The sequence below is a fragment of the Kitasatospora sp. NPDC059146 genome, from assembly GCF_042786665.1.
Taxonomy (GTDB): Bacteria; Actinomycetota; Actinomycetes; order Streptomycetales; family Streptomycetaceae; genus Kitasatospora.
In genome coordinates this window covers 13,904-32,628 of record NZ_JBHZCY010000044.1, presented here as the reverse complement: position 1 = coordinate 32,628, position 18,725 = coordinate 13,904, and the positions used below count along the sequence as shown (strand labels likewise).

The following is an 18,725-nucleotide window of genomic DNA, read 5'->3' as shown; positions in this document are numbered from 1 at the left end:
CCCCCGCGGCCCGCCGGAGCATGGGGACCGTACGGCCATGGGGACCGTACGGCCGTCGCGCCCGGGCGACGGCGGATTCCCCCGAGGGAGAGCTGCATGCCGTTCCAGCCTGAGGTGATCGTGGTCGGGGCCGGCCTGGCCGGACTGGTGGCGACGCACGAGCTGGCCAAGGCCGGCCGGCGGGTGCTGGTCGTCGAGCAGGAGAACCGGCGCAACCTCGGCGGCCAGGCGTTCTGGTCGCTCGGTGGGCTCTTCTTCGTCGACAGTCCGGAGCAGCGGCGGGCCGGGATCAAGGACTCCCTGGAGCTGGCCCGGCAGGACTGGCTCGGTTCGGCGGGCTTCGACCGCCCGGACGACGAGGACGTCTGGGGCCGGCGGTGGGCCGAGGCGTACCTGGCGTGGGCGGCGGGCGGCAAGCGCGGCTACCTGCGGGAGCTGGGCCACCGGGTGGTGCCGCTGGTGGGGTGGGCGGAGCGGGGTGCCGGTTCGGCCACCGGCCACGGCAACTCGGTGCCGCGCTTCCACATCACCTGGGGCACCGGGCCCGGTGTGGTGGAGGCCTTCCTGCGCCCGGTGCTGCGGGCGGAGCGCGCCGGGCTGGTGCGGTTCGCCTTCCGGCACCAGGTGGACGAGCTGCTGACGGAGGAGGGCGGGGGCGGCGCGGTGGTCGGCGTCCGGGGCTCGGTGCTGGCGCCGGACGACTCGGCGCGCGGGGTCAAGTCCTCGCGGGAGGTGACCGGCCCGTTCGAGGAGCGGGCGGCGGCGGTCGTGGTGACCTCCGGCGGCATCGGGCACAACCATGCGCTGATGCGCGCCAACTGGCCGACCGAGCGGGTCGGTCCGGCGCCCGAGCACCTGATCTCCGGCGTGCCCGCCCACGTCGACGGCCGGATGCTGGCCATCACCGAGCGGGCGGGCGGGCGGGTGGTCAACCGCGACCGGATGTGGGCCTACACCGAGGGCGTGCACAACTGGGACCCGGTCTGGCCGGACCACGCCATCCGGATCCTGCCCGGCCCGTCCTCGATGTGGTTCGACGCCGAGGGGCGCCGGCTGACCGGGATGTCCGGCGTGCCGGGGGCCGACTCTATCGGCGCGATGAAGCAGATCCTGGCCACCGGCCACGACTACTCCTGGTTCGTCCTGACCCAGTCGATCATCGAGAAGGAGTTCGCACTCTCCGGCTCGGAGCAGAACCCCGATCTGACCGGCCGCGACCTGGGGTTCGCGCTGCGGAGCCGGTTGGCGAAGGGCGCTCCGGGCCCGGTGGAGCGGTTCAAGCAGCACGGCGAGGACTTCGTCGTCGCCCGGACCCTGCCCGAGCTGGTCGCGGCGATGAACGGGATCGCCCGCGGCCCGAAGCTCGACGCCGCCATGATCGAGCGTCAGATCGTCGCGAGGGACAGGGAGTTGGACAACAATTTCAGCAAGGACGTGCAGGTGATGGCGATCCGCAACGCCCGCCGGTCGCTGACCGACCGGATCGCCCGGGTCGCCAGGCCGCACCGGATCCTCGACCCGGCGCACGGCCCGCTGATCGGCGTACGGCTCAACATCCTGTCCCGCAAGACCCTCGGCGGCCTGCAGACCGACCTGGAATCGCGGGTGGTCGGCGCCGACGGGGCACCCGTCCCCGGTCTGTACGCCGCCGGGGAGGTGGCCGGCTTCGGCGGCGGGGGCGTGCACGGGTACAACGCCCTGGAGGGCACCTTCCTCGGCGGGTGCATCTTCTCGGGGCGGGCGGCCGGCCTCGCCATCTCCCGTACCCGCTAGCGCACTTGATGTTTCGTCAGCTGGTCAGCCAGGGCGCCTCGGGGAGCTTGGCGTCGGCGTTGCGGCCGGCGAACTCCACGGTGGCCGGCGTGCCCAGGCCCGCCATCCGCATGGTGACCCGGCGCAGCGAGCCGTCGCCGTCCACCCAGTAGGTGAGCGGCGAGCGGTTGCCGTCCGGTGCGGCGCCCTGGGCGCGCGGGCCGGAGAAGCGGTCGTAGCTGCGGCCGTCGATCCGGTCCTTGCCGAGCCAGCGGGCGCCGGACTGGGCGAGCAGCACCGGGTTGTCGGGGCGGTCGGCGCCGAGCTGGGTGAGCAGTTGGAGGCCGGCGTCCAGCGGGTCGGCGGTGTACGAGCGCGGCGACCAGCCGGAACGGGGGACGTGTTCGGCCTGCTGCCAGGGCGGGCTCTGGTCGCCCGCGGGTTCGGGGGCGAGGCCGAGGCCGCCGGTGTCCCAGACCACCAGCCCGTGGTCGAGCGGTCCGCCCGCTCCGGTGGACGTGTAGCGGCCGGCGCCCCGGTGGGTGCGGTAGTCGACGACCCCCTCGACCCGGATCCGCACTCCCCCGCCCTCGTCCGCGGTGAGCACCACGTTCACGGGGCTGGCCTGGTAGAGGTTCAGCCGGGACAGTGCCAGCCGGGCGGCCTCGTCGCTGCTGACCGGCCGTTCCGAGGCCTGGTCGGAGGCCGTCCGGTACGCGGCGACGCCGCCCGCGACGGCGGCGCACACCGCGCACGCGACCAGCGCCGTCAACCAGCGGGGGCGGCGGCGCCGGGGCGGTTCGACGGCGGGGGCCTTCGTCTTCCGGGCCATGCGGGGGTGTGCTCCGATCGGTCGTTGCGGGCGGACGGCAGGAAGCCGGCGGGTGAGAAGGCGAGCCGGCCGGGTACGGGAACCGGGCGGGTCCGCGGTCCTCTCGGTCCGCGTACCCGCCCGGTCCGGGCCTCACCCCGTCAGGCCGGGGTGGATGGCCGACAGCAGGGCTACTGGTGCTGGCCCCGGCGTCGGCGCACCACCAGGAACAGTCCCGCGCCGAGGGCGATCAGCACCGCGCCGCCGGCCGCGATCAGCGGCATGCCGCTGCTGGCTCCGGTGTGCGGGAGTTCGCCGCCGGGAGCGGGCGCCGGTGGGAGCGGCGTGCTCGGCGGGGTCGTCGTCGGGGTCGGCGTCGACGAGGCGGTGGGCGTCGGGGTGGGGATCAGCTTGTTGACGGCCGTGACGCCGACCCCGTCCTCCAGGTTGTCGGCGGTGAGCACCAGCGGTCCGAAGACCGTGTTGTCGGGCGCCGAGTAGCCGTCGGGCGGGCTCAACTCCTGCCAGTAGTACGTCCCGGGCACGCCGGTGCCCTGGCAGATGCCGTCCTTGCCGGTGGTGCACGGGTCACCGACGGGCGTGTCCGGCTTGGCCCCGGTGGCCTGGAGGCCGTCGGTGCCGTTGGTCTCGTGCCAGAGCTGGAACTTGGCGCCGGCGAGCGGCTTGCCGTCCTGGTCGTTCTTGACCAGCTTGAGCGCGCCCTCCTGCTGGCGGTAGCCGAAGTCGAAGGTGTGGTCGTTCTCGCCCGGTCCGCCGGTGGTCAGCGCCCGTTCGGGGAACTTGGCGCCGGCGGGGACGATGCCCTTCGAGTCGATGAAGTGGTTGTCGCCGACGTCGTGGTCGGTGGGCACCCAGTGGTACAGCGGGCCGCCCTTGGCGTAGTCGGCGGGGTTGTCGATCCGGATGGTGTACTTGGTGTGGGGCTTGAGGCCTCCGGGGACGTTGCTGTTGTCGAAGTAGTACTCGCCGCGCGCCGTGGTCTTCGTGGTGCCGAGGACCTTCCCCGACTCGTCGTAGAGGTTGACGGTGGCGCCCTTGACCGGGGTCTGGCCCGGGTTCTGGATGCCCTTGCGCTCGGGGTCGTACCAGACCCGGTTGCCGATCTGCAGCGGCGCCTGGTCGCAGAGCACTTCCAGGTCACCCATGGCCGCGCCCTTGCCGAACGGGGAGCCGGTCCCCGCCGGGGTCAGCCGCAGGCCGAACTTCGGGTCGTGGCTGCCGTCCGCGCGCTCCATGAAGGAGGTGCCGTAGCCGACCGCGGTGTGGTCCGGGTCGAAGGCGGAGCCCGCCACGGTGCTCTCGACCTTCGAGAGCGCGATGCCGGCGAACACCGTGTTGTGGTGGCCGACCGCGTCCCAGCCGGTGGAGAAGAACCGGGCACCGCGGACGGTCTTGCCGCAGCCGAGGTTGACGTCCATCACGTACGTGCCGTTCGACGGGCAGGCCTTGTTCAGGTCGCCGCCGGACATCACGGTGGCCGAGTTGGGCGCCGGGGCGCCCGGTCCGCGGTCGGCGAAGCGGTCCTTGAAGGCCAGCAGCATCGAGCCGTCGGTCTCGAACAGGATCTCGCCGAGCTCGGGCTCGGGGAACGCGATGGTGCTGTTGCCGCAGACCATGCCGTTCTGCGAGGCCGGGAAAGTGCTGGTCCAGGCGAACCAGCCCGCGCCGTCGCACGGGCCGCTGCCGACCGTGGACTGCCGCGGGTAGTCCATCGGCTGGTCGAGCACCGGCTTGCCGAACGCCCCGGTGCCCAGGTCGAACGGCAGCACCAGGGCGCGCACGTCCGTGAGCTTGCCGGTGGACTCGCCGGAGCAGACCCCGCCGAGGAAGCCGGTGCCGTCCTGCAGCCCCAGACCGTAGGGGCGCCAGTCCGCAGCCGACGGGCAGCCCGGGTCCGGGATCGGGTAGGCGGCCTTCGGCGCCGAGGCCGTCGGCGCGGTGGCGTCGTAGCGGTAGAGCTTGCGGTCGTTCAGGTTGACGACGAACAGGTCCTTGCCGTCGTCGGTGATCTTGATGCCGCCCAGGCTCTCCTTCCCGGGGACGTCGAGGAAGGCGTCGTCCGTCCCGGCCCCGTGCGCGGTGCCACCCGCGTTCGGGACGGTGGTGAAGACGCTGGTCCTCCCCGGCTTGGTGGGGTCGCTCATGTCGGTGACGTAGATCCCGCCGGAGCCGGCGGGGCCGTAGTCGGTGGTGCGCTTGGCCGTCGCCGCGGAGAACACCCGCTTGTCGGCCTTGTTCCAGGCGATGCCGAAGATCGTCCCGGTGTCGGCGTCGGTGGCGACGTTCGTCGCGACGACGTCCTTGCCCGGGCCCTCCTGACCGCGCGAGTCGTACGGGAAGGAGACCAGGGTGCGCTGGGACTTGCCCTGGTAGGTGGGCGTCTGGCAGGCGGTCACCAGCGGCGCGTTCTTCTGGCAGTAGTCCGCCGGGTTCCACAGCCCGGTGGTGTAGGAGACGCTCTTGCCCCCGCTGAGGTCGACGAACTCCTCGTTGGAGCTGAGCTGGTTGGGCGCGCCGTCCAGGCCCTGGCGGGAGGCGAAGGCCGGGAACAGCACGCCCGGCTTCGGATTCACCACCTGGACGCGGTACTTGCCGCCGGTGGCCTTGCTGGTCGCGGGCGCCAGGGTGACCGTGCCGTCCGCCGCCGTGGTGCCGTCGATCGACACCCCGGCGTCGTCGGTGAGCGTCACCTTGACGCCCGCCATGTTCGGCTCCAGCGCGGGCGTCCAGGTGCCGGAGTCGTCCACGGCCCGGATCACCCGGACCGTGACCGTCCCGTCGCCGGTCTGCGAGACCGCCGCCGGGACCGCCGCCAGCGAGCTGCTGCCGACGACGACGGCGAGCGCCGCGATCCGGCCCACGACGCGGCGTCCGGAGCGGCCCGGCCGTGACCGGTCCGGGCCGCGCGCGGCGCCGTTCATCAGTTCATTCGTTGTGTTCATCCCTGCTCTCATCGTCCAAAGAGCCCAAATGGCCCGACTTCATGAGGGAGCCCACAGCGTGGCCTGAATCCGCCGTGGTTAACGTGAGCTTAAAGGGAATTCACCCAACCGGGTGGTCGATCGTGGAACTTTGATGACCTGTCAGACGTATCCACCACGACTCCCCTGACGGCTCGTCACGTCTCACCCTCTCCCACCAGCGGGAATCCGGACCCGGACAAGCTCTCGACACGGAATGAGCGCCATGTCGACAAAGCCGCCCGACCACGGAGGGTGACCGAACCTCGAACGGCACTACGAATGCCCCGGGAATTCGGCACGGCCCGCACAGAACTGTCCACGATTCATTCCAACCCACCAGTCCCAGGAGCAACGTTTGCCCGCGCTCGACCTCCCCCACGGTCCGGCCGCGAACGGCACCGTCCACCCCTGTCCTGCGTCAACATCGCTGACATAACCTGCGGGGCATGAGCGAACGCGTGGTCCCCGAGCCCCAGCGCCGTCGACGGCGACCCACCAAGCAGGGCGTCGTGCTCTCCCGGGAGCTGATCATCGACACCGCGCTGCGGCTGGTCGGGCAGCACGGCGCCGAGGCGCTCACCGTCCGCCGGCTCGGCACCGCGCTCGGCGCCGACCCCAGCGCCGTCTACCGCTACTTCCACAGCACCGACGACCTGCTGCTGGCCATCGCCGACGAACTCATCGGCCGCGCCCAGGCCGGCTGGCGCCCCACCGGAGACTGGCGCACCGACCTGCGCGCCATCGGCCTGCGGATCCACACCGCCTACCTCGCCCACCCCCAGGCCGCCCTGCTCGCCGCCCACCGCACCACCGGACGCGGCCACGAGACGGCCGCCGTCGAGACGATCCTCGGCGTGCTGCGCACCGCCGGCTTCCCCGACCCGGAGGCCGTCGCGATCTACCACGCCTTCGTCGACCAGAGCCTCGGCTTCGCCGCCCTGGACGCCGCCGCCCTCGCCCTCCCCGCCGCCGCGGCCACGGCCGACCTCCAGGTCTGGCAGGCCTCCTACGCCCGCCTCGACGCCGCCACCCACCCCCACATCGCCGCCACCGCCCACCTGCTCTCCACCGACATGCGCCGCAGCGGCTACCCGTACGCCCTCGACCTGCTGCTCGACGCCGCGGCGGCCCGGCTGGCGGCCGACTGAGGGAGCACGAGGCCGACGGCCGGCCCGGCGGGCACCGTCAAAGCGCCCGGCCGGTGCCGGTCAGCCGAACCAGCGGGCGAGGGCCGTGTCCAGCGGCGTGCCGTCCCGGTCGGTCCAGGCGAGGTAGCCGTCGGGGCGGATCAGGAGGGCCCCGGCCCCGTCGACGTCCTCGTCGGTCTTCGCCAGGACGTGCTCGACCCGGTCGGCCCGGTCGCCGACCGACCGCCGGGTGCCGTCCAGGGACAGCAGCAGGCCGCGGCCGGAGCCCATCAGGGAGCTCGCCCGCACCGGCCCGGCCTCGGTGGTCAGCTCCAGGTCGATCAGCCGGGGGCCGACCCCCGGGTACTGGAGGTCCAGGCCGGACATCATGCCCGAGACGTACCGGTGGGCGTCGGGCAGCCGCAGCAGCTCGGTGACGAACTCGCGGACCGTGGCGAGCTCCTCGTCCCGCCCCGGGTTCATGATCACGTTCTGTGCCCGGGTGTGGCGCAGCACCCGTGCGGCGACCGGGTGCCGCTCCTCGTGGTAGCTGTCGAGCAGCCCGGCGGGGGCCCAGCCGTTGATCGTGCCGGCGAGCTTCCAGCCCAGGTTGACGGCGTCCTGGACGCCCAGGTTGACGCCCTGTCCGCCGATCGGCATGTGGATGTGCGCCGCGTCCCCGGCGAAGAACACCCGGCCCTCGCGGTAGCGCTCGACCTGGCGCACGGCATCGCCGAAGCGGGAGGCCGCGCGCAGTTCGCCGAGCTGCGTCCCGGGCCCGTAGACGGCGTGCAGGGCCTCCTGGACCTCGTCCGCGGAGACCGGTGACGCGTGGTCCGGGCCGTCGCCGGAGAGCTTGCCGAACAGCATCCGGTACAGGTCCGGGCCGATGGGGTGCAGGATCGAGTGGAAGCCGTTGGCCGACTTCGCGAACGCGCTGAAGTGCCCGGGCTCGGTGCGGACTTCCGCCGAGCGCGCGGCGAGCGTGAGGTCCGCGGCCACGGCGGACATCCGCCGCTCCCGGCCGGGGAAGTCCACGCCCAGCAGTCGGCGGACGGAGCTGTGCCCGCCGTCGCAGGCGACGAGGTAGCGGCCCCGGAGCTCGCCGCTGCCGCCGTCCTCGGCCCGCCACCCGACGGTCACGCCGTCCGCGTCCTGGGCGATCGCCGTCACCTCGCGGCCGCGCAGCACGGGTACGCCCCGCTCGGTGAGGAGCCCTTCGAGGAGGGCCTCCAGCGCGGCCTGCGGGACGGCGACCGGGTGCGGGTAGCGGGTGCGCCACGGCGTGCAGTCCAGCTCGACCGGCAGGGTGGCGAAGTGCCCGCCCGAGCTCTTCCGGGGCGGCAGCTCCGCGAGCAGCGGCTCCAGCAGCCCCCGCAGGTCCAGCACTTCGGCGGTGCGCGGCTGGAGGCTGCCGGCCCGGGACTGGGTGCTCCGGGTGAGCAGCTTCTCCGTGACGACGACCGGGATCCCGGCCAGCGTCAGCTCGTTCGCCAGCATCAGCCCGGTCGGGCCCGCCCCCACGACGATGACTTCGGTCTGCACAGCAACCTCCGCGAGAAGAACCAGGTGCAATTCTGCACTCAGTCTACCACGAGGTAGACTGAGTGCATGAATCAGCAGATGGGCCTGCGGGAACGCAAGAAGGAACGCACCCGGGAGACGATCGGCGCGACGGCGATCCGGCTCTTCCTCGACAAGGGCTTCGACCAGGTGTCGATCACCGAGATCGCCGAGGCGGCGGACGTCTCCCGGCGCACCCTCTTCGCCTACTTCCCCACGAAGGAGGACCTCGTCCTCCAGCGCTTCGCCGACCACGAGGACGAGGCGGCCCGCACCGTCCGCGCCCGCCCGGACGGCCTCCCCCCGCTGGAGGCGCTGCGCGCCGCCCACCTCGACGCCCTGGCCCGGCGCGATCCGAACACCGGCCTGTGCGACGACCCCGAGGTGATGGCCTTCCTCCACCTGATCAGCGACACCGAGAGCCTGGCCGCACGGCTGGCGCGCTACTCGGGACGCGGCGCCGAAGCCCTGGGCGCGGCCCTGCGGGAGGCGGGCGTCGACCCGCTCGCCGCCCGCCTGGTGGCCGCCCAGGTGATCGTGGTGCAGCGGGAGCTCGCCACCGTGAACCAGGAGCACCTGGCCGCCGGCACCTCCGCCGACGACCACTACCCGGCGGCGGTCCGGGCGGCGGAGCTCGCCTTCGACCTGCTGAGCGGCGGGCTGGACCGGGGCGTCGACCCGGCCTGAGCGGGCGGCCGCCCGCGCTCACTCGGCCGCGTGGACGAGTTCACCCCCCACGTAGGTGCGCAGCACCCGGGCCTCGGCGATCTCCTCCGGAGGGCCGGTGAGGATGTCGCGGTCGAGCACGACCAGGTCGGCGAGGTGCCCGACGGCGAGGGTGCCGGCGTCGTCGTGGCCGTTCACGTGGGCGGATCCGGCGGTGTAGGCGGCGAGGGCGGAGGCGAGGTCGAGGCGCTGCTCGGGCAGGAAGACCCGGCCGTGGGTGGCGCCGGGCTCCATCCGGTGGACGGCGACGTGCAGGCCCGCCAGCGGGTCGGGGCTGCTCACCGGCCAGTCGCTGCCCGCCGCGAGGGTGGCGCCCGCCCGCTGGAGCCCGCCGAAGGGGTACTGCCGGGCGGCGCGTTCGGGGCCGAGGAAGGGGATGGTGAGTTCGTCCATCTGCGGTTCGTGCGCGGCCCACAGCGGCTGGATGTTGGCGACGGCGCCGAGCCGGGCGAAGCGGGGCAGGTCGTCCGGGTGGACCACCTGGAGGTGGGCGAGGTGGTGCCGGGTGTCGCGTCGGCCGTTCTTCGCCCGGGCGGCCTCGACGGCGTCCAGCGCCTCGCGGACGGCCCGGTCGCCGAGGGCGTGGAAGTGCACCTGGAAGCCGAGCGCGTCGAGTTCGGTGACGTATCCGCACAGCGCGGCCGGATCGACGAAGCTGAGGCCGGAGTTGGCGGTGGCGCAGCCGCAGCCGTCCAGGTAGGGGCTGGTCATCGCGGCGGTGAAGTTCTCCGCGATGCCGTCCTGCATGATCTTCACCGAGCCGGCCCGGAACCGGCCGTGGCTCAACTCGGCGCGGCGCCGGACGAGTTCGGGGATCTGTTCGGCGCCGCGGGCGCGGTCCCACCAGAGCGCGCCGGTGACCCGGGCGGTCAGTTCGCCGGAGCGGGCGGCGGCGAGGTAGGCGTCGGACGGGTCCGGCTGGCCGTTGAACTCGCCGAGCAGGGCGTCCTGCCAGCCGGTGATGCCGAGCGAGTGCAGCAGGCGCTGGGCCCGGAGCAGGCCGGCCAGCCGCTGGGCGGCGGTGGCCGGCGGCACCAGGCGGGCGACCAGCGTGGTGGCGCCCTCCTGGAGGGTGCCCGCCGGGGTGCCGTCGGGTTCGCGTTCGATCCGGCCGTCGGCCGGGTCGGGGGTGTCCCGGGTGAGGCCGGCCAGCTCCAGGGCCCGGGTGTTGGCCCAGGCGCCGTGGTGGTCCCGGTTGGTCAGGTAGACCGGGCGGTCGGGGACGGCGGAGTCGAGCAACTGCCGGGTGGGCAGGCCGCCTTCGAAGCTCTCCAGGGACCAGCCGCTGCCGGTGATCCACTCCTGGTCGGGGTTGGCCCCGGCGTAGGCGCGGATCCGGTCCAGGTACTCGGCCACGCCGACCGTGCCGGTGAGGTCGCAGGCGGCCAACTCGACGCCGCCGTAGACCGCGTGGACGTGGGCGTCCTGGAAGCCGGGCAGCAGCAGCCTGCCGGTGAGGTCCACGACCTCGGTGCGCGGCCCGATCAGTTGGTGGACCTCGTCGTGGCCGACGGCGGTGATCCGCCCTCCGGTCACGGCCAGGCTGCTCGCCCGGGTGCGGGCGGCGTCGCCGGTGTGGACGGGGCCGTGGGTGAGGACGAGGTCGGCCTCGGTCATGGGTGGTGCTCCTTCGTGCCGGTGCGGCAGGGCTGTCGGGTCGGGCGGTGGGGTCGGGCGGCCGGGTCGGGCAGCCGGGTCAGACGGTACGGCTCAGGCGGCCGGGTCGAGGAAGTACGGCGAGCGGCGCCGCCAGCGGGCCCAGGCCGCCGACGGGAGGCCGGTGACGATCATCAGCGCCACCACGGTCAGTTCGAACCAGCCGTTGTCCGCGGCGAGTTCGAAGTGGTCGGTGGAGTCGTAGAAGGTCCAGGCCAGGTAGCCGCCCACGGCGAGCAGTGTCGCCGCGCCGAGCAGCGGGCCGACCACCGCGCGCAGGCCCTGCACCGGGTCGGTGCGCAGCAGGCCGCGGAAACGGACGGCGGAGGCGACGGCGGTGAGCGCGTAGTAGAGGGCGACGATGATGCCGATCGCGTTGACGGCGGCCGAGATCAGGTCGTTGACGGTCGGAATGGCGATCGAGGCGAGGGCGAGCAGCGCGGCGAAGCCGGTGACCAGCAGGGTGCCGACGGCGGGGGTGGCGTGCCGGGGGTGCAGCCTGGTCCAGACCGGGCCGAGCACGCCGTCGCGCCCCATCGCGTACATCCCGCGCGCGGTCGGGATCACCGAGGCCTGGAGCGAGGCCACCGCGGAGAAGGTGAGCGCGATCAACGGCAGTGCGGCGAGCGGCTGGTGGGCGAGGGCGGCGCCGAAGTAGGTGAGTCCGTGGGCGCCGTTGTCGGCCAACTCGCCGAGCGGGAGCACTCGTTGGAAGGCCGTCCCGGCGAGCAGGAAGAGCAGCATCATGACCACCAGGGCCAGGAAGCCGCCGCGCGAGGCGTCCCGCGGGTCGCGGACCTCCTCGCCGACGCTGAACACCGACTCGAACCCCCAGTAGCAGAACACCGCGAGCACCATGCCCTGGGCCAGGGCGCCGAAGGAGGGCAGGTCGAAGGGGTTGAACCAGTGGAGCGAGAAGGGCTGGTCGCCGGCGAACAGGCCGTAGCCGCAGAAGCCGAGCAGCACGGCGTACTCGAAGACCAGCAGGGCCTTCTGGAGCCGGGCGGCGAGGTCGAGGCCGCGGACGGCGACCAGGGCGGCGCCGATCAGGACGGCCAGGCCGAGCAGGGTGCACTGGACGGTGGAGTCGGCGTCCAGGCGCAGCCCGGCGATGCTGCGCAGGTGGGCCAGGTCGAGGAGCTGGATGACGGCCGAGCCGGTGACGGTGGTGGTGTAGGCCATGAAGACCACGGTGCCGACGGTGTTCACCCAGCCGGTGAGGAAGCCCAGCCAGGGGCTGAGCGTGCGGCCGACCCAGCGGTAGCTGCTGCCGGCGTCGGGTTCGACGGCGTTCAGGCGTCCGTAGCCGCCCGCGATGGCGAGCACGGGGAGGAAGGCCAGCAGCATGATCGCGGGCAGGTGGAGGCCGACGACGCCCGCCATCAGGCCGAGGCCGATCCCGATGCTGCTGGTGGCGGCCGTGCTGGAGGCGGCGATGGCCGCGCCGTCCAGCAGGCCGATGGACCTGTGCATGGCGCCGTGCTGCGCGCCGGTTCTCGGGCCGCTGCCCGTGTCGTCCCTCAGCGTCGATGCCAACGGATCACCGCCTTGCTCGTGGGGGGTGGGGGCGGGCGCGGATGTTCGGGGGGCGCCCGGGGGTGGGGGAAGTGCGAGCCATGAAACCGGCGGTGTCGTTTCACGTCAATGCTGTTGTCATAAGCGCTCGGGCCCGACTCCTCGAACGGAGTCGGGCCGGGAACGGTGGGTGCCTACCAGTAGTGGCGGCGGCCGCCGACCTCGCGACCGACCGTGCCCATGACCAGCAGGACGAGGCCGATGAGGAGCAGGATGACGCCGACGGTCCACAGGATGGAGATGCCGCTGACGAATCCGATGACGAGGAGGATGACTCCGAGGACGATCACGACGAGCTCCGTTCTTTCGCCCTCCCGGTGGGTTCCTCCGCTGGTGCGGAGGCATGCTGCGCCTTCCCCGTTCTCGGGTTTCGATTCAGGAATCCCGGAATTTCCTCGGCGACCACCGCCGGACGCCCACGGGCCGGGTTGGCCGGGTGGGCCGGGGCGACGAGATCGACCGGGTCGACCGGGTCGACCAGCGCACGGTGCGTGGTCGCACCCCGCTCCACCCTGCGCCCGCTCCACGCTGCGACCGATCCCCCTGCGACCGGCCCACGGGCCTCGTCCCGGACGGTGGTCTTGACGTACCGTCAACAAGCCCTGCCCCCGTCACCCTCACCGGAGCATCCGTGACACCCCTTCGAAAGGCCCGCACCGCCGTGCTCGCGGTGGCCGGCCTGCTGGCCGCACTCCTCAACGCCGCCCCACCCGCACAGGCGGCTGCCCCCGCCGCCCCGACCGCCTCCGCCGCCGCCGCGCCCGCGTCGAGCGGCGCCCGGCTGGCCGCCTCCTGGACCGGCCCGCTCAGCACCCGGGGGCGGTACGTGGTCGACGCCAACGGCGACCGGTTCAAGCTCAAGGCCGGCAACTGGGCCGGAGCACAGGGGACTTGGGAGGGCAGCGGCTCGACCACGGACCCCGCGGACAACCAGGCCGGCCAGGTCTCGTACAACATCCCGCTCGGGCTGGACCGGGCCCCGATCGACCGGATCCTGGCGGGCTTCCACGGCCTGGGCCTGAACGCCGTCCGGCTGCCGTTCGCCAACGCGATGATCCACGACACCGCCGCCGTCCCGGACGCCGCCGTCGCGGCCAACCCGCAGCTCCGGGGCAGCACCCCGCTGCAGGTCTACGACGCCGTGGTGGCTGCGCTGACCGCCGACGGGTTCGCGGTCGTCCTCAACAACCACACCACCAGCTACCGCTTCTGCTGCGGCCTGGACGGCAACGAGCGCTGGAACAGCGGTCAGAGCACCCAGCAGTGGGAGGACGACTGGGTGTTCATGGCGAACCGCTACAAGGCCGACAAGCGGGTGGTCGGCGCGGACCTGCGCAACGAGGTGCGCCGCGACACCTGGGACGACCCCAACTGGGGCCTGGGCGACGCCCACGACGAGTACGCGGCCTTCGAGGAGGCGGGCAACCGGATCCTCCAGGCCGACCCTGACCTGCTGGTCGTCATGGAGGGCATCAACTGGTACGGCATCCCCGCCGCCGGGTTCTCCCACGGCCGGCCGATGCTCACCCCGGTGGCGAACCTGTCCAACACCCTGATCCGGTCCGACAAGCTGGTCTACGCGGCGCACTTCTACGCCTACACCGGCCCGGCCAACACCGGCGCGGGCAGCGGCCCGGGCTCGACCTCCGACCCGCGCTACGAGGACTTCACCCCCGAGCAGCTCGCCCAGGTGGTGAACCAGGAGGCGCTGTTCGTCACCCAGGACGGCCAGCACTTCACCGCCCCGGTCTGGGTCAGCGAGTTCGGCGCCGGCGGGCGCGGCTCCACCGACGCCAAGGAGCAGGCCTGGTTCGACCGCTTCACCGACGTGCTGGCCGCCAACGACACCGACTTCGCGGTCTGGCCGCTGGTCGGCTGGCAGCACGACGGCGTCCCGAACGACAGCTGGGCGCTGCTCTCCTACGACACCGCCGGCCGGGAGCTCGGCCTGAACGACCCGGGCGACTGGCGGGCCGCGGACTGGAACAAGCTGGTGAACGCCCCGTCGTACACCGGGCCGGTCGCCCCGGTCGCCCGCTGGAACATGCTCGACCTCGACCACGGTGACCAGAACGTCTCGGCCCGGATGCTGGCCCGGCCCGACTGGAGCCCCGGCAACCGCAAGGGCGACTGCCCCGACGGCCAGCGGCTGGCCGGCCTCGGCCGCGGCAGCAGCCGGGGCCTGTGCACCGACGCCGGGCAGCCGCCGCTCGGCACCGGGGACTGGGTGACCGTCACCGACCAGCGCTACGTCACCGGCGGCGACTGGGCCTCCGGCTACGACAAGCTCCAGTGCCCGGACAACACCTTCGCCGTGGGCTACGGCGTCCACGACAACGCGATGTCCGCACTGCTCTGCGCCCCGGCCACCACCGCGCTGCCGAGCACCGGTCGCACGGTCTGGTTCGACCGCGGCGACAACCGGCCGGCGAACGGCGGCTCGCTCGCCGGTGACTGGGCGCCCGGCTCCTACAAGGGCCAGTGCGCCGACGGCGAGTACGTCGCCGGTGTCGCCGACACCTGGCGCGGGCTCCAGTACGGCGTCCCGGACGCGCTGCTCTGCCGCCCGCTGCGCTGACCACCGCGGCGAGGGGCACGTGCCCGGCGGATGCGCCATCCGCCGGGCACGTGCAAGGTGGTGGAGTACGAAACGCCCGGCCGGCGACCGTCCGTGGCCCCGCGGACACCGTCCGCCGGGCGAGCGGCCCCCAGCCGCCCCTCGACCGAAGGAGGCGCCATGCCGTCCAGGACGATCCCCCGTCGGGCTCTGGTGCTGACCGCCGCCGCCCTCGCCGTCCTGCCCGCCACGGCGCTCACGGCGCCCGCGCGGGCGGCCTCCGGGCCCTCCGCGCCCCCGGCGGCCACGGTCGCGACATCCGGTCCGGCCGCTGCCGTGCCGGTGCGCTTCGTGGACCTGCCGGACTCCGCGCTGCCGACCGACCGGGCGCCGCACCGGATCACCTTCCGCTACCGCAACGACACCCCGAAGGATCAGACGGTCGCCCCGCAGATCCTGGTCGAGTCGCCCCAGCGGGGCCCGTTCCTCAGCCCCTCCGACGTCCGGCTGGAGATGCGCGGGGCGGACGGCAGCTGGCACACCGTGCCACTGGCCAGCCAGACCGGCACGCTGTACACCGCGCTGGTCCCGGCGAAGATCGTCCTGCACTCCGGCCACACCCTCACCGAGAGCTACCGGCTCACCGTCCTGCACGCGCCCGCCCGGGGCACCGTCGAGCCGCGGATCGCGGTCTACGCCTGAGCGGTCCCCCCGAGGGGCGCTCCGGATCGGGCCGGTCCGGGGTGCCCCGGCTGTGCGCCTCCGACCGCCCCCCGTGCTTCCAAGCCGTGCTTGGGGAAGCATCGGTGCCCGTTATAGGAAACTCACTCGATCGAGTGAGTTTGGCGGCCATGAGTCGCTCATTCGTGCAGCGGCGTGTCCGCTATCCGGTGCCCTCAAACGTGCCCACGGCACTCCGTTGCAGCGGCAAGAATCGGCGAGGCGGTCCGGCACCGGTCGGACCCCGTCCTCCCACACCTGCCGCAGAGGGGACCAGCCGTGACCACCGAGGCCGTTCCGCAGAACCAGCCCAGCCAGCAGAGCCTGAGTACCTCCGCCGCCCGCAACCTCGCCACCACCACCAAGACCGTGCCGCAGATGCTCGGGATCACCCCGCGCTACCTGCTGCGGGTGCTGCCCTGGGTCGACCTGGAGGCGGGCGTCTTCCGGGTCAACCGCCGCCGGGGCTTCATCCTCGGCGACGGCCTGGTCGGCACGTACGTCGACGGCTCCGGCGCCGCCCGGGTCATCCCCGAGGACCTGCGCGAACTGGCCTTCCTCAGCCAGGTCGACGGCCCGGTGCTCACCGCCCTGGCCGCCGGGTTCGCCGAGCGCGAGGTCGCGCCCGGCGAGCTGATCGTCGATGCCGACGCCCCGGCCGAGCAGCTGCACATCATCTCCTCCGGGCGGGCCGAGAAGCGCGCCACCGGCGAGTACGGCCAGGACGCCCTGCTAGGCATGCTCGGCGACGGCGACTTCTTCGACGCCGCCGCCTGGGCGGCCGGCACCGCGATGCCGTACCGGGTGAAGGCCGTCAGCTCCTGTACCGTGCTCACCCTGGACCGCCGCCTGCTCACCGAACTCGCCGCCCGGGAGCCCTCGTTGCGCGCCCAGCTGGACGAGTTCGCGGCCGCCCGGGGCCAGGTCGACGCCGAGCACCCGATCGACCTCAGCTCGGGCCACTCCGGCGAGCCGTACCTGCCGGAGACCTTCGTCGACTACGACGAGGCCCCGCGCGAGTACGAGCTGAGCATCGCCCAGACCGTGCTCAAGGTGCACACCCGCGTCGCGGACATCTACAACTCCGACATGGACCAGGTCCAGGCCCAACTCCGGCTGACCGTCGAGGCGTTGCGCGAGCGCCAGGAGTGGGAGATGCTCAACCACCCCGAGTACGGCCTGCTCAACAACGTGGTGCCCACCCAGCGGGTGCGCACCCGCGGCGGCGCGCCCACCCCGGACGACCTGGACGAGCTGCTCGCCCGGGTCTGGAAGCAGCCCGCCTTCTTCCTGGCCCACCCGCGGGCGATCGCCGCGTTCGGCCGCGAGTGCACCCGGCGCGGGGTGCCGCCGCAGATCGTCGAGCTGTTCGGCAGTCCGTTCCTGACCTGGCGCGGCGTGCCGCTGCTGCCCTCCGACAAGCTGGACCTCAAGGGCTCGGCCAACTCGGCGCCCGGCACCACCAACATCCTGCTGATGCGGGTCGGCGAGGAGCGCCAGGGCGTGGTGGGCCTGCGGCCGGCCAAGGTCCCGGACGAGGTCGAGCCCGGGCTGGCGGTGCGCGCGATGGGCGTCGACCGGCAGGCCATCACCTCCTACCTGGTGACCAGCTACTTCTCGACCGCCGCGCTGGTGGACGACGCCGTCGCCGTGCTGCAGAACGTCGAGGTGTCCAACTACCATGACTACTCCTGACGGATTCGGGCGCGGCACCGGCGTCAACGCGGCCCCGGGCGCACCGGCCGTTCCGGGAGCCCGGACCGCTCCGGGAGCCCAGGCCGCACCGGCCGCACCGGGCGGACTCACCGCCTCCCCCGCCGCCGCGCCCCCGTTCCCGCTCCCCGAGGCCCTCGCCCACGCCGCCGGCGGCCCGCGCTACTGGCTTCCCACCCGGGCCGACCGGACGTCACCGCCCACCGCCCCCGCCGCGGGCTTCGACGTCGAGGCCGTCCGCCGCGACTTCCCCCAGCTGCACCGCGAGGTGCACGGCCGCCCGCTGGTCTGGCTGGACAACGGCGCCACCACCCTCAAGCCCCGCCAGGTGGTCGAGGCGGTCGGCGAGCACTACTCGGCGGGCACCTCCAACGTCCACCGCGGGGCGCACACCCTCGCCAAGCAGGCCACCCAGATCTACGAGGAGGGCCGCGCCGAGGCCGCCAAGCTGCTCGGCGCCCCGGACCCGGACGAGATCGTCTTCGTCCGGGGCACCACCGAGGCCGTCAACCTGGTGGCCCAGACCTGGGGCCGGGCCAACCTCGGCGTCGGCGACGAGATCCTGGTCTCCGCCGCCGAGCACCACTCCAACCTGGTGCCCTGGCAGCTGATCGCCAAGGAGCGCCGGGCCCGGGTCGTCCCGATCCCGCTGCTGCCGGACGGGCGGCTGGACCAGGACGCCTACCGGGACCTGCTCGGCTTCCGGACCAAGCTGGTGGCCCTCACCCACGCCTCCAACGTGCTGGGGACGGTGCCGCCGGTGGCCGAGATGACGGCGCTGGCCCACCGCTACGGCGCCAAGGTGCTGATCGACGGCGCCCAGGCGGTGGCCCACTTCCCGGTGGACGTCACCGCGCTGGACGCCGACTTCTACGCCTTCTCGGGGCACAAGATCTTCGCCCCGACCGGGATCGGCGCGCTCTACGGGAAGCGGGAACTGCTGGAGGCCATGCCCCCGTGGCAGGGCGGCGGCAACATGATCGACTCGGTGAGCTTCGAGGAGACCAGCTACGCCCCCGTCCCGCACCGCCTGGAGGCCGGCACCGGCCACATCGGCGGGGTCGCCGGGCTGCGGGCCGCCCTGCGGTACGTCGCCGGACTGGACCGCGCGGCCGCCACCGCGCACGAGGAGCAGCTCACCGCGTACGCCACCGCGGCGCTGCGCACGGTGCCCGGGCTGCGGCTGATCGGCGAGGCCCCGGGCAAGATCGGGGTGCTCACCTTCCTGCTCGCCGGGACGGACCCGATCGCCCTCGCCGGGGCCCTCGACCAGCAGGGCATCGCCATCCGGGCCGGCCACCACTGCGCCCAACCCGCCCTCGCCGCCTACGGGTTGCAGAGCGCGGCCCGGGCCTCGCTGGCCCTGTACAACACCGTGCAGGACGTCGACGCCCTGGTCGCCGCGCTCCAGGGCGTCCAGGCGGAGTCCGCGGCGGCCGGAGCCTGACCCGACCGGGGGCGGGCGCCCCGACCACCCCCGCCCCCGGAACGGTCCCGGCCCCATCCCGATCCCCGGCCCCGGCCCCCCGCCCCCCCCCCCC

Annotated in this window: 13 protein-coding genes; 7 read left to right on the top strand and 6 right to left on the bottom strand. The window is 73.5% G+C overall.

Going from position 1 to position 18,725, the window contains the following annotated elements:
* The first annotated feature begins 96 nt into the window (after positions 1–96).
* Entirely contained in the window at positions 97–1,773 is a 1,677-nt protein-coding gene (locus ACFXPX_RS20175; RefSeq protein ID WP_380642534.1) for an FAD-binding dehydrogenase, read from the top strand.
* A 16-nt stretch (positions 1,774–1,789) separates the two neighbouring features.
* Here ACFXPX_RS20175 and ACFXPX_RS20170 read toward each other — a convergent pair whose 3' ends face one another.
* Together ACFXPX_RS20170 and ACFXPX_RS20165 are read right to left on the bottom strand one after the other, a co-directional pair.
* Positions 1,790–2,584 carry a hypothetical protein gene (locus tag ACFXPX_RS20170; RefSeq protein WP_380642532.1) on the bottom strand — a complete coding sequence of 265 codons (795 nt, stop codon included), beginning with the start codon at positions 2,582–2,584 and terminating at the stop codon, positions 1,790–1,792.
* A gap of 170 nt (positions 2,585–2,754) precedes the next feature.
* Positions 2,755–5,526: an SdrD B-like domain-containing protein gene (locus ACFXPX_RS20165; protein ID WP_380642530.1), complete on the bottom strand. Its 2,772-nt coding sequence runs from the start codon at positions 5,524–5,526 to the stop codon at positions 2,755–2,757.
* A gap of 467 nt (positions 5,527–5,993) precedes the next feature.
* Here ACFXPX_RS20165 and ACFXPX_RS20160 point away from each other — a divergent pair, with 467 nt between their 5' ends.
* Positions 5,994–6,695, top strand: coding sequence for a TetR/AcrR family transcriptional regulator (locus tag ACFXPX_RS20160; protein ID WP_380642528.1), 702 nt, complete (start codon positions 5,994–5,996; stop codon positions 6,693–6,695).
* A gap of 60 nt (positions 6,696–6,755) precedes the next feature.
* On the opposite strand, the gene ACFXPX_RS20155 is transcribed toward ACFXPX_RS20160, so the two are convergent.
* Positions 6,756–8,219: an FAD-dependent monooxygenase gene (locus ACFXPX_RS20155; protein WP_380642526.1), complete on the bottom strand. Its 1,464-nt coding sequence runs from the start codon at positions 8,217–8,219 to the stop codon at positions 6,756–6,758.
* A gap of 66 nt (positions 8,220–8,285) precedes the next feature.
* Here ACFXPX_RS20155 and ACFXPX_RS20150 point away from each other — a divergent pair, with 66 nt between their 5' ends.
* A complete protein-coding gene (locus ACFXPX_RS20150) occupies positions 8,286–8,924 on the top strand; it encodes a TetR family transcriptional regulator (RefSeq protein ID WP_380642524.1) in 639 nt (212 codons plus the stop codon).
* 18 nt (positions 8,925–8,942) lie between these two features.
* Here ACFXPX_RS20150 and ACFXPX_RS20145 read toward each other — a convergent pair whose 3' ends face one another.
* The 3 genes from ACFXPX_RS20145 to ACFXPX_RS20135 form a co-directional block, all read right to left on the bottom strand.
* The gene (locus ACFXPX_RS20145) at positions 8,943–10,580 is read right to left on the bottom strand and encodes an amidohydrolase (protein WP_380522935.1); all 1,638 of its coding nucleotides are present in this window, start codon (positions 10,578–10,580) and stop codon (positions 8,943–8,945) included.
* A 93-nt stretch (positions 10,581–10,673) separates the two neighbouring features.
* Complete coding sequence (locus tag ACFXPX_RS20140; RefSeq protein ID WP_380642522.1) at positions 10,674–12,092, bottom strand: APC family permease; 1,419 nt, start codon at positions 12,090–12,092, stop codon at positions 10,674–10,676.
* 236 nt (positions 12,093–12,328) lie between these two features.
* Positions 12,329–12,484, bottom strand: a complete 156-nt coding sequence (locus tag ACFXPX_RS20135) for a DUF6131 family protein (RefSeq protein ID WP_380522933.1) — start codon at positions 12,482–12,484, stop codon at positions 12,329–12,331.
* A gap of 341 nt (positions 12,485–12,825) precedes the next feature.
* Between ACFXPX_RS20135 and ACFXPX_RS20130 the strand changes: the two genes are divergently transcribed.
* The 4 genes from ACFXPX_RS20130 (at position 12,826) to ACFXPX_RS20115 (ending at position 18,631) form a co-directional block, all read left to right on the top strand.
* Positions 12,826–14,772 carry a glycoside hydrolase family 5 protein gene (locus ACFXPX_RS20130; RefSeq protein ID WP_380642520.1) on the top strand — a complete coding sequence of 649 codons (1,947 nt, stop codon included), beginning with the start codon at positions 12,826–12,828 and terminating at the stop codon, positions 14,770–14,772.
* Between the two features lie 159 nt (positions 14,773–14,931).
* Positions 14,932–15,453 carry a signal peptide protein gene (locus ACFXPX_RS20125; protein ID WP_380642519.1) on the top strand — a complete coding sequence of 174 codons (522 nt, stop codon included), beginning with the start codon at positions 14,932–14,934 and terminating at the stop codon, positions 15,451–15,453.
* Positions 15,454–15,750: 297 nt separating this feature from the next.
* Positions 15,751–17,166: a family 2B encapsulin nanocompartment shell protein gene (locus ACFXPX_RS20120; protein WP_380642517.1), complete on the top strand. Its 1,416-nt coding sequence runs from the start codon at positions 15,751–15,753 to the stop codon at positions 17,164–17,166.
* On the top strand, positions 17,153–18,631 hold the full coding sequence (locus ACFXPX_RS20115; RefSeq protein WP_380642515.1) for a SufS family cysteine desulfurase: 1,479 nt from the start codon (positions 17,153–17,155) through the stop codon (positions 18,629–18,631). Before ACFXPX_RS20120 ends, ACFXPX_RS20115 begins: the two co-directional genes overlap by 14 nt.
* The last annotated feature ends 94 nt before the right edge of the window (positions 18,632–18,725 follow it).

What these genes read in the sequence shown, in the direction of transcription:
- ACFXPX_RS20150 (WP_380642524.1), top strand. Translation starts at nt 8,286, where the DNA reads ATGAATCAGCAGATGGGCCTGCGGGAACGCAAGAAGGAACGCACCCGG.
- ACFXPX_RS20175 (WP_380642534.1), top strand. Translation starts at nt 97, where the DNA reads ATGCCGTTCCAGCCTGAGGTGATCGTGGTCGGGGCCGGCCTGGCCGGA.
- ACFXPX_RS20140 (WP_380642522.1), bottom strand. Translation starts at nt 12,092, where the DNA reads ATGCACAGGTCCATCGGCCTGCTGGACGGCGCGGCCATCGCCGCCTCC.
- ACFXPX_RS20115 (WP_380642515.1), top strand. Translation starts at nt 17,153, where the DNA reads ATGACTACTCCTGACGGATTCGGGCGCGGCACCGGCGTCAACGCGGCC.
- ACFXPX_RS20145 (WP_380522935.1), bottom strand. Translation starts at nt 10,580, where the DNA reads ATGACCGAGGCCGACCTCGTCCTCACCCACGGCCCCGTCCACACCGGC.
- ACFXPX_RS20125 (WP_380642519.1), top strand. Translation starts at nt 14,932, where the DNA reads ATGCCGTCCAGGACGATCCCCCGTCGGGCTCTGGTGCTGACCGCCGCC.
- ACFXPX_RS20165 (WP_380642530.1), bottom strand. Translation starts at nt 5,526, where the DNA reads ATGAACACAACGAATGAACTGATGAACGGCGCCGCGCGCGGCCCGGAC.
- ACFXPX_RS20170 (WP_380642532.1), bottom strand. Translation starts at nt 2,584, where the DNA reads ATGGCCCGGAAGACGAAGGCCCCCGCCGTCGAACCGCCCCGGCGCCGC.
- ACFXPX_RS20160 (WP_380642528.1), top strand. Translation starts at nt 5,994, where the DNA reads ATGAGCGAACGCGTGGTCCCCGAGCCCCAGCGCCGTCGACGGCGACCC.